This window comes from Coleofasciculus chthonoplastes PCC 7420 (assembly GCF_000155555.1).
Lineage (GTDB): Bacteria > Cyanobacteriota > Cyanobacteriia > Cyanobacteriales > Coleofasciculaceae > Coleofasciculus > Coleofasciculus chthonoplastes_A.
The window spans coordinates 114,695-124,743 of sequence record NZ_DS989868.1 but is presented as its reverse complement, the minus strand read 5'-3'; the positions used below and the strand labels follow the sequence as shown (position 1 = coordinate 124,743).

The following is a 10,049-nucleotide window of genomic DNA, read 5'->3' as shown; positions in this document are numbered from 1 at the left end:
CTTCAATGACCAAAAGCCGACATCTGTCGCTGTTTCGCCACTAATACTCCAACCCCGCCAGGATTCAGTGACCCCTAAACGCGCCATGAACGGCATCACGAACATTCCTTGACGCCACATGGGGTTGAGGACTGGATCACTCGGATCAAATGTGGCTAGTTCGTATAAAGCCATCGAACCAGCCCAGCCTGCCACAAGGGCAGTGTGCATCAAATGCACAGCAATCAGACGCCCTGGATCATTCAGGACGACTGTATGTACTCGATACCACGGTAGTCCCATCGACTACGCTCCTCCTAGAGATAGAGTTTCTACTTTGACGCTTCTTTTGCTAAAGATGTTAGAAATTGATCTTACCCGCCTAAAAGCGTGAACTGATGACCTTTTCCGGTTATCCTTCATGTTTCAAACAGCTAGGCGGGTTAGTCTTGACTTTAAAGAAGTGTAACTTTTGTTAGAAACGATTGCAAGCACAGGGGACGTTTTGACCCAACGTAGAGACGTAGCATGCTACGTCTCTACCCAATCGCTGATCACCCATCGCTAGTTTCTGAGGAGAGATTCAAAACACTCGGCGCTGTGGTCAATCGCTCAACCACTTGTTCTGCACTCATCAAGCGTTTGAGGACAACTTGACCAATAGTTTTGGCGGATTGGGGTGAAGCATCCGGTGTCGGTTTAACTTCTACCATCAATACCGCATCCTCAACCCGATATAGCCATAACTTTTCCCCCTGTTCCAAGATGCAAAGGTTGAGGCGGATGATTTCGGGTTCCCGTCGCCAAGCATTGACATTCCAAAGTCCTCCAAACTCCCAAACTCGTCCCACAGTCCAGCCATCGGATAGAAAAAAGTACTTTACAGACATTTGTATTACATTACACTATAGAATTTGTGTTCTAGTGCATCATGGCAAAAGTTGTTTTTTTGTTTCAGTCTGTATTGATGATAAGAGAGATGGGCCAGATCAGGCAGATTAGTTCGATCAGGGAAAATGGGGGAGATAGGCACAGATGGGGGAGATAAGGGCGGGTTTGACCAAATTAATAGCCAATAGGAAGTCGGACACAATTGAAGTTAAGCGTGAGGACAAGGGGACGGGGAACAGGAACAAGAGACTCGTAAAATTTTACAATTCTTAACTCAGGTAACAAAATTTAAAATTTGTGTCCAGATACTTAGCTTTCCCATTTTCAAGCATGATTAAATCAGAATAGCTTGGAGGTTGGGCAATGAGTCTGGGTAAATGGATTGGCATACTGGTTTTTATCATTTCACTATTTGTTTTGTGGCAAATTAGGCAGATTATCATGCTTATATTTGCCGCAATTGTGATATCTAATGCCTTAAATATTCTGGTAGAACGATTCCAGCGATCTGGAATGCAGCGTTTTTTTGCGGTTCTGCTTTCGCTTTTTCTCCTCCTGTGCATTTTGGTCGGATTTTACTTCCTAATTGTCCCTCCTTTTGCCGAACAATTTTTACAACTGAGTGAGTTAGTTCCTCAGGGTATAGAACAATTAAGCGAGTGGATAGAAGCTTTAGAAGCAGATATTTCATCGGGATTACTTGATCAGTATATCCCAGATATTAACCAATTACTACAACAGCTTCCTCCCTTGATTAATCGGGTATTAGGGGGCGGATTCACGTTTTTCAATAATGCTTTGGGTGTCCTCCTGAATAGTTTGCTTGTTCTGGTATTAACACTGATGCTCCTTGCCGATCCTCACCCTTACCGAAAAAGCTTTATTCGCCTTTTTCCGTCATTCTATCGGCGTCGAGTTGATGAAATTTTGCAGCGGTGTAATGAATCGTTACGGGGATGGCTGGCGGGTATTCTATTTAATATGGCAGTCATTTCGTTGTTAAGTTTTTTCGGCTTACTGTTGTTGGGAATTCCCCTAGCACTGGCACAAGCTACGTTGGCAGGGATTTTAACATTTATTCCTAATCTTGGACCCGTCGTGAGTGTGATCCCACCTATTGCGATCGCGCTGCTAGATTCGCCCTGGAAAGCCATTGCTGTATTGATTCTATATATTGTGATTCAGCAGGTTGAAAGTAATTTACTCACACCGTTAGTCATGGCGCAACAGGTATCCCTGCTACCCGCTATAACATTGCTCGCCCAGTTATTTTTCGTCACCTTCTTTGGATTTATAGGATTATTATTAGCCCTTCCCCTAACAGTAGTGGCTCAGGTTTGGCTCAAGGAGGTTCTCGTCCACGATATTCTTGACGAATGGCGTCATCCGAGTCACAAGGATGCTCAACCTGTGGCAACAACGTTTGCTGTTTCTCCCACTGCTGATATGGTAAGGGATGAGGGAGCTGGGGAAGCTGGGGAAGCTGGGGAAGAGGATTACCAATGAACCATGAACAATCAACAATGAACCATGACCAATGACGAATAACAACTTTTTATCGTGCGAACCCTAGCTGAAATCAATGATAAAATTCACCATCGTCGTGCAGTCGTCTGGACGGTCGAGGAATTAAAAGCGCAAGTCGCCGATATCGGTGTCACCCAGGCGGCTAAGAAAGTCGATGTGATTACCACAGGTACATTTGAGCCAATGGAGTCATCGGGCGCGATTATTAATTTAGGTCACACAGACCCCCCGATTAAGATTCGTAAATGCTGGTTAGATGGTGTACCTGCTTATGCTGGCTTTGGTGCGGTGGATTTGTATTTAGGCGCGACTCAAGTTGTGGACTCTACCGATATGGGAGATCTGCCAGAGATCGAGGATCTAGAGAACGGGGTGGTTCTCATGTCATTGAAGACTTGATTGCCGGTAAACCCGTGCAATTGCGGGCGATTGGACAGATGACTGACTGTTATCCTAGAGCCTCTTGTGATACGACGATTACTCGCGAAACGATTAACCAGTTCTATCTCTACAATCCGCGCAATCTCTATCAAAATTTTATCGTCGGCGTCAATGGGGGCGATCGCCTCTTGTACACTTATCTTGGTCCGCTCCAGCCCAGATTAGGCAATGCAGTCTACTCCAATCCGGGAGCAATTTCCCCGCTACTTAACGATCCCGAACTCAAGCTGATTGGGATTGGTACGCAAATTTTCTTGGGTGGGGGTATTGGGTACATCGCTTGGGAAGGAACTCAACATTTTCCCCTCCAGAAACGTCTTCCCAATCATACCCCCATTGGTCCAGCCGCTACATTGGCGTTAATTGGAGATGCCAAGCAGATGAATCCCAAGTGGGTACGGGGTTGCTACTTTAAAAATTATGGTCCGTCTCTGATGTTGGGCGTTGGTGTACCCTTACCTGTCTTGAGTGAAGAGGTGATTCAGCATTGTGCTGTATCGGATCAGGATATTGTCGCCCCAGTGGTTGATTTCTCGATTCCCCGTCGCGTTCGCCCCACCTTCGGATTAGTCAGCTATGCCCAGTTGAAGCAGGGGCGCATTACTATTGACGGCAACTCTGTGCGGACAGCACCTTTAGCAAGTGTATTTCGGTCACGGCAAGTTGCTTTGGAATTAAAGCAATGGATTGAAAGGGGCGAGTTTACGCTTACCGAACCCGTAGCATCCATTCCCATGGATCGTTCCTTTCTGCCTCAAGACCGCTGGGGTTCTCAACTGAGTATAGATTGACGCTCCCCCGGATCTCGGACTTCGGACGTTCGGCGAGCCCTCAGACTTCGGCGAGCGCTCAGTCGAGCCGTCGAACGCTTCGTCTCTCGGATAAATCACGAGGGCTTTCACCTTCGCTATTTTGTAAACTAATCCCACAACTTTAGGTCGTGGGATTAGCAGTCATCTGTCATCTGTCATTTGTCCTTTGTTATATTAACACTTTATTGTTAATTTCCTCATAGCCGCCCCTAACTACTACTTCTACCTCATCGGTGAAGCGCAGGATGGGCGGCATAATCTGGCTCACGTCCTAATCAGGAATCCCTCTTAGGAATTATCTGTACCTGGCTTGTCCTTACGTTGAACTGGTTTGGATAAGGGTTCTGAACGCTTGGGTGAGGTTCTTTTTCCTGTTGTCGAACTATCTTCGCCCGAACCACGACGGGGAAAACTCTTTTTAGGTCTTGACCCTTTGCGTGGACGAAACTTATTTGATCGCCTTTTGGGTGCATGAACAATACCAATATCATTGCCTTCCTCAATCATCAGGGTATTGGTATGCAGTTTGACGTGCAAATCCCAAAAGTGATTAATCACCTTTTCCCCCAGCAATCCCTTGAGCTGAAGCTTGAAAAATTTGGTTTTCTCTGATTCTCTGCGGGGAGACTGCTTGATTTTGACAATAACGTCTTCATTCTCCCGCGACTGGTAAATGACTTGACCCCGAATTGAAAAGTAACCTTCTGGTAATTGCTCAGTTGGTTCAGGTTGAGGATGATCTGGAGACGTTTGTGCCTCAGGGGTTGACTCTTCCGGTGGCGAGTCGGTTGATTCTGAAGCCGTCGTTTGATCTTGATTGAGTGTTTCCGGTTCCCAAACACCGACAATTTGGACGTGCAAATTTCCGTCTTGTTGTCTCGTGCGAGGATAAACGACCCAAAGATGGGATAGAGCTAAATCGAGATGGTTTTTCACCAAACTCATGACCCGACCCAGTAAGACGGCATCAATTAAGGTACCGTCATCTGCCAGTAGAGTACCCCTTGTCAATTGCTCTTGAGAGGGCATATATTTTCCCCGAATCAGCCCGATTGCTCGGTACTGCATGGGTTCACTGGGCGGAGGAATGGGTTTTTGTCGTTGGACATCTGATGGCATTGTCCCGGTTGAATCCGTTGTAGTAGATGAGTTAGTCACGTTTTCAGAATTGCCATTGGGTGGGGCTGAGTGTGGCGGTTGCACACTGGATGCTTCTGGTAGATTTTCACCAGAAGACTGGGGTGAGTCGGTAGACCGATTCACAGAAGGACTCATATAACCTCCTAGCGGCGGAGACACATTCCCTTGTGGGAGATTTGGACTGACTGCTTGAATTTTAGTTTGTTCAACATCCTTACTGGAGTGGTGCAATAGCTGGAATGACTCTCCTAGCTATGTTTCCACCGAAAATTAACAACGTAAGGAAACTCAGTATCAGTCTGCCCATTTTACAAAATGCAGTCATAAGACTGGTACATCCGCAAAGTTTATGGAATCTTTACTCGCAGCAATCTGCACTCTATTCAAATTTTGGCGGGAAAATAGGGGAGTGGCGATAAATCTGAGTAATGCGTTACACAATAGTTAAGAGGACAAGAGATGAGTGAATCATCCATCAATTCCTTACTGGAGAACCTAAAAAACCCTGATGAAAACGTCCGCAAGCAGGCAACCGAAGAACTCTGGCGTATCTGGTTCTATCAAAAGGGCATCTCCGGCATGGAACGGCTAGGGCGGACACAGATGTTATTAGAACGTGGGGAAACAGCTCAAGCTGAAGCTCTGCTGACCCAGATTATTAGAGAGCAACCTGATTTTGCCGAAGCTTGGAATCGACGAGCCGTTCTTTACTACATACTTAAACAGTATCAAAAGTCAAGGGACGATTGTCAGCAGGTTATCCGGCTTAATCCCATTCATTTTGGGGCGCTGCATGGTTTGGGATTGTGTTATATGGCGTTAGGAGATTATCAAGCGGCAATTACAGCCTTTCGCAAGGCGTTGGACATTCAACCCTATTCTTTAATTAATCAAAAGTTTATTCTGGAATGCACGGCGCGGTTGAGTTAGGGGGTATTAGCAGATGGGGAAGATGGGGATATGTAGAGACATAGCATGCTACGTCTCTACAGTGAGGTGAGGTAAATTTGGTGAACATCAATCAACTTAGTCCTTTACAACCAGGTAATTTACTCCGGGTGATTGCTCCGAGTGGGGCGTTACGAGAGGTTGACGCCTTCTATCAGGGAGTGGAAATTTGGCGTCGCCGAGGCTATCGGGTTGAATTACCAACCAATTGGGATGCTAGGGATGGCTACCTTGCTGGTACAGATAACCAACGACGTCAGCAGTTAGCCGCCGCTTGGTATGACCCAGACTGTCGGGGAATTCTTTGTATTCGAGGTGGCTATGGTAGCGCCCGTCTTCTGGAAAACTGGACGTGGACTTCCCCGGTAATATTGAGCAGGGAAGCTGGGGAAGCTGGGGGAGCTGGGGGAGCTGGGGGAGCTGGGGGAGCTGGGGGAGCTGGGGGAGCTGGGGGAGCTGGGGGAGCTGGGGGAGATAAAATTAGAGCTGATGAGAGTCTTGAGGCAAAATCCTCTATCCCAAAATGGCTGATTGGGTTTTCTGATATCACCTGTCTGCTGTGGAGTCTCGCTGGAGTAGGAATTGGCAGTGTTCATGCTCCAGTCTTAACCACGTTAGCTAGTGAACCGGAATGGTCGCTGAATCGCTTATTTGACTGTGTAGAAGGACGCCCTCTGTCACCTTTAACCGGGAAGGGTTGGGGCGGCGGTAAGGTTAGGGGGTGGCTTTTGCCAGGGAATCTGACTGTGGCAACTCATGTACTGGGTACGCCGATTCTACCCCCGCTAGATGGGGCAATTCTGGCGTTAGAAGATGTGACAGAAGCGCCTTATCGAATTGACCGCCTGTTGACCCAGTGGCGGATGAGTGGCATGTTACAAAAGGTTAAGGGTATTGCCTTGGGACGGTTTAGCCGCTGCCATCCTCCCCAGAATGTGCCAAGTTGGACGGTTGAAGAGGTGTTACGCGATCGCTTAATGGATCTTGATATCCCGATTGTATCCGAGTTGCCCTTTGGTCATGATGGGGTCAACGCGGCTTTGCCTGTGGGACGCTGGGTTGAACTGGATGGGGATCAGGGAACCTTATGTTGGAAAACTTCATAAATAATTGTCAGCCCGCAATGGTAAGCTAACAGAGCGCTGAAAACTTTGTATAGGGTAGGTCTAGTATGGCTGGGTTAACCCAGGTTCCTTATTTATTACGAGCCGCTCGTGGTGAAAAATTAGAACGTCCGCCTGTGTGGATGATGCGACAGGCGGGTCGATATATGAAAGCCTATCGGGATTTACGCGATAAGTATCCCAGTTTCCGGGAACGCTCCGAAATTCCCGAAATTGCTATTGAAATTTCTCTCCAACCCTGGAAGGCTTTTCGTCCAGATGGTGTGATTCTATTTTCTGATATCCTCACGCCTCTACCCGGAGTCGGTATTCCCTTTGATATTGTGGAAAGCAAAGGTCCGATTATAGATCCGCCGATTCGCTCTCAAGCACAAATTGACGGGCTTCATCCCTTAGAGTTAGAAAAATTAACATTTGTCGGGGAGATATTACAAGCGCTGCGCCAGGAAGTTGGGAACGAAGCCGCTGTCTTAGGCTTTGTCGGTGCGCCTTGGACATTAGCCGCTTATGCGATTGAGGGCAAAAGTTCCAAGAATTACTCGATTATTAAAGGAATGGCATTTTCCCAACCTGCCATGCTGCACGAGTTTCTGGGGAAAATAGCGGATGCGATCGCGGTTTATGTACGCTATCAAATTGATAATGGTGCCCAAGTCGTGCAATTGTTCGATTCCTGGGCGGGTCAACTGAGTCCTCAAGACTACGATACCTTTGCCTTACCCTATCAGCAGCGCGTGGTTGAGCAAGTAAAAGCCACCCATCCTGATACGCCTCTGATTTTGTATATCAGTGGGAGTGCAGGGATCTTAGAGCGCATGGGTAAATCTGGCGTAGATATTATCAGCGTAGACTGGACGGTGGATATGGCAGAAGCGCGACAGCGGTTAGGCTATAAAATGAACGTTCAGGGGAACATGGACCCAGGGGTGTTATTTGGGTCACAGGATTTTATCCGCGATCGCATTTTGGATACGATTCGTAAAGCGGGGAACCGAGGTCATATCTTTAATTTGGGTCATGGTGTCTTACCGGGAACTCCAGAAGATAATGTCAGGTTCTTCTTTGAAACAGCCAAACAGGTTGATCAATTGCTCACCGTTCATGCGTAAGAGATTGGGGAACAGGGGATTAGGCGAAGCCTTAGTGCTGCTATGTTGACAGAAAACCTATACATCTGGACACGAAGGCGAGAACCCCTACGTCTGTCGGACATTGCGCGTCTGTAGGGGCGGGTTTAGGGGCTTTCGTGTCGCTATTGATGATAACGTTGATTCAAAACCCGCCCTTTCCAAAGGTAGAGGTAGGATTTCACTATTGTCGTTTCGTCCATCACCCAGATGTGACTCAACGGAATCTAGGGACCAATGTCCCTACTACAAGCCTAATATTTACATAATGTCATATCGGTTGAGTTAGGATCAGATTATCAAAAAATCTAAAATCAAATGACTCCCAAGCGAATCTTTATGACCGGTGCGAGTGGTTGCATCGGTCAGTATGTCGCCGAAAGTTTAATTCAACACACGGATCACGAGTTGTATTTATTGGTCAGAAATCCCGATAAATTAGGATTTGACTATCATGCTCGTCCGGGGATTACGATTTGTCAAGCTGATTTACGGCAGATTGATCACTTTCGCGATTTGCTCAAAACTGTAGATGTAGCAATTTTGGCAGCAACAGCTTGGGGGGGAGTCCAGGAAGTTTTTGATATTAATGTGGTCAAAACCCTGCGATTGCTGGATTTGCTGGATACTCAACGTTGTGAACAGGTGATTTACTTTTCCACCGCTAGCATTCTCAATCAGCAGAACCAATTACTCAAACAAGCCGGTCAACTGGGAACCGATTATATCCGTTCTAAATACGACTGTTTACAGCAACTCTCAAAACTCGCGATCGCGCCTAAAATTACTACAGTGTTTCCCACGTTGGTATTGGGGGGAGATGAACGCAAACCTTACTCCCATATTTCATCAGGGATTAAGGATGTAGTCAAATGGATGGACTTGATTCGTTGGTTCAAAGCCGATGGCAGTTTCCACTTTATGCACGCCCAGGATATAGCTCAGGTAGTGCTATATCTGGTTGATCATCCTCCTAGTCAGGAATTGACCACTAAAACCGGTGAAGGATTATCGACAAATCGTTTAGTCTTAGGAAATACGCGCCTCACTGTTAATCAAGCGGTAGAGGAAGTCTGTACGTATTTAGGTAAAAAAATTTATGTTCGCGTCCCCTTATCGATTGGACTAGCGAATCTATTAATTATCTTATTTCGGATTCAGATGGCGGCGTGGGATCGATTTTGCCTCAATTATCGCCATTTTAGTTATCAAAACCCAGTGAATCCCGATACATTCGGTTTACCGACGTACTGTCCCACCCTGAGTGACGTGTTGAAAATCAGTGGTCTTCCGTAGGGGCGCACCGACGTGCATCCGTGTCAACTTAATCAACTTAAGCTCAACCCCTCACCCCCAGCCCCTCTCCCAAGCTTGGGAGAGGGGAGCAAGAGAGTCCGGTTCCCCTTCTCCCCACGGTGGGAGAAGGGGTTAGGGGATGAGGGTGAAAACCTTGCCAGCATTGGTTTTCTACCTTAAGTTGACACTAATGACCGACTTGCGCCCTTTACCAACGTGCGCCCTGCACTGACCTTAAGCCCAAAAAAAGCGATACCTTGATCTAACCCCTCCCTAACCCTCCCCTTGCCAAGGGGAGGGAACTTCAAGGACTTTGGTTTCTCCCCACACCCAACACCCAACACCCGACTTCAAAATGTAAATGTAAATTGTTACCTATTACCTATTCATTGTTCTATACAATGGAATAGAAAGAGATGGAATTAGCAGTATGAACCCCTGCTCTCCATTCAGGTTTCGCAGGCGATACCCCGGTCAACAAACGGTTTCCTAAACAAATCTCAATAATCTTTCAGGAATCCGTCCCATGGGTGATGTAGATTAATACAGCCTTTGACAAAGGTCACTCATTCCCCAAGAGGGTATCGCGTATACTATCTGCTAGAGGAGAAGCCCAGTCATCTAACCTGAGACAGATTTTAAGCCCAAAATGCGGAGAATTCTGTAAAAACGGAAACTGGGGCGATGCGTTAGCAGTAAATCTCAGTAAGGGTTTCCTGGAAAACAGGTAACCCTTCGCGGTGAGAAAAACGGAAAACGCTGTT

The 10,049-nt window shown here is 46.9% G+C and carries 7 protein-coding genes and 2 pseudogenes; 6 read left to right on the top strand and 3 right to left on the bottom strand.

The genetic code is table 11. The features are described from left to right. Both MC7420_RS29245 and MC7420_RS29240 read right to left on the bottom strand, forming a co-directional pair. Positions 1-282, bottom strand: a pseudogene (locus MC7420_RS29245) (photosystem II chlorophyll-binding protein CP47); the annotation flags it as partial. Between the two features lie 251 nt (positions 283-533). Beyond that, the gene (locus MC7420_RS29240) at positions 534-869 is read right to left on the bottom strand and encodes a hypothetical protein (RefSeq protein WP_044210415.1); all 336 of its coding nucleotides are present in this window, start codon (positions 867-869) and stop codon (positions 534-536) included. 364 nt (positions 870-1,233) lie between these two features. Here MC7420_RS29240 and MC7420_RS29235 point away from each other — a divergent pair, with 364 nt between their 5' ends. After that, entirely contained in the window at positions 1,234-2,376 is a 1,143-nt protein-coding gene (locus tag MC7420_RS29235) for an AI-2E family transporter (RefSeq protein WP_044210413.1), read from the top strand. Between the two features lie 54 nt (positions 2,377-2,430). Continuing rightward, a pseudogene (locus MC7420_RS29230) lies at positions 2,431-3,629 on the top strand (homocysteine biosynthesis protein). Positions 3,630-3,938: 309 nt separating this feature from the next. Here MC7420_RS29230 and MC7420_RS29225 read toward each other — a convergent pair. Further along, positions 3,939-4,925 carry a hypothetical protein gene (locus MC7420_RS29225; protein WP_006105037.1) on the bottom strand — a complete coding sequence of 329 codons (987 nt, stop codon included), beginning with the start codon at positions 4,923-4,925 and terminating at the stop codon, positions 3,939-3,941. A 324-nt stretch (positions 4,926-5,249) separates the two neighbouring features. On the opposite strand from MC7420_RS29225, the gene MC7420_RS29220 reads away from it, so the two are divergent. The 4 genes from MC7420_RS29220 (at position 5,250) to MC7420_RS29205 (ending at position 9,285) form a co-directional block, all read left to right on the top strand. Then, positions 5,250-5,720, top strand: coding sequence for a tetratricopeptide repeat protein (locus tag MC7420_RS29220; RefSeq protein WP_006105119.1), 471 nt, complete (start codon positions 5,250-5,252; stop codon positions 5,718-5,720). 80 nt (positions 5,721-5,800) lie between these two features. Then, positions 5,801-6,844, top strand: a complete 1,044-nt coding sequence (locus MC7420_RS29215) for a S66 peptidase family protein (RefSeq protein ID WP_006105086.1) — start codon at positions 5,801-5,803, stop codon at positions 6,842-6,844. A gap of 65 nt (positions 6,845-6,909) precedes the next feature. Beyond that, the gene (gene hemE / locus MC7420_RS29210) at positions 6,910-7,971 is read left to right on the top strand and encodes a uroporphyrinogen decarboxylase (RefSeq protein ID WP_006105115.1); all 1,062 of its coding nucleotides are present in this window, start codon (positions 6,910-6,912) and stop codon (positions 7,969-7,971) included. A 336-nt stretch (positions 7,972-8,307) separates the two neighbouring features. Next, entirely contained in the window at positions 8,308-9,285 is a 978-nt protein-coding gene (locus MC7420_RS29205) for an NAD-dependent epimerase/dehydratase family protein (protein WP_006105110.1), read from the top strand. The last annotated feature ends 764 nt before the right edge of the window (positions 9,286-10,049 follow it).

What these genes read in the sequence shown, in the direction of transcription:
- MC7420_RS29240 (WP_044210415.1), bottom strand. Translation starts at nt 869, where the DNA reads ATGTCTGTAAAGTACTTTTTTCTATCCGATGGCTGGACTGTGGGACGA.
- MC7420_RS29220 (WP_006105119.1), top strand. Translation starts at nt 5,250, where the DNA reads ATGAGTGAATCATCCATCAATTCCTTACTGGAGAACCTAAAAAACCCT.
- MC7420_RS29205 (WP_006105110.1), top strand. Translation starts at nt 8,308, where the DNA reads ATGACTCCCAAGCGAATCTTTATGACCGGTGCGAGTGGTTGCATCGGT.
- MC7420_RS29225 (WP_006105037.1), bottom strand. Translation starts at nt 4,925, where the DNA reads ATGAGTCCTTCTGTGAATCGGTCTACCGACTCACCCCAGTCTTCTGGT.
- MC7420_RS29235 (WP_044210413.1), top strand. Translation starts at nt 1,234, where the DNA reads ATGAGTCTGGGTAAATGGATTGGCATACTGGTTTTTATCATTTCACTA.
- hemE (WP_006105115.1), top strand. Translation starts at nt 6,910, where the DNA reads ATGGCTGGGTTAACCCAGGTTCCTTATTTATTACGAGCCGCTCGTGGT.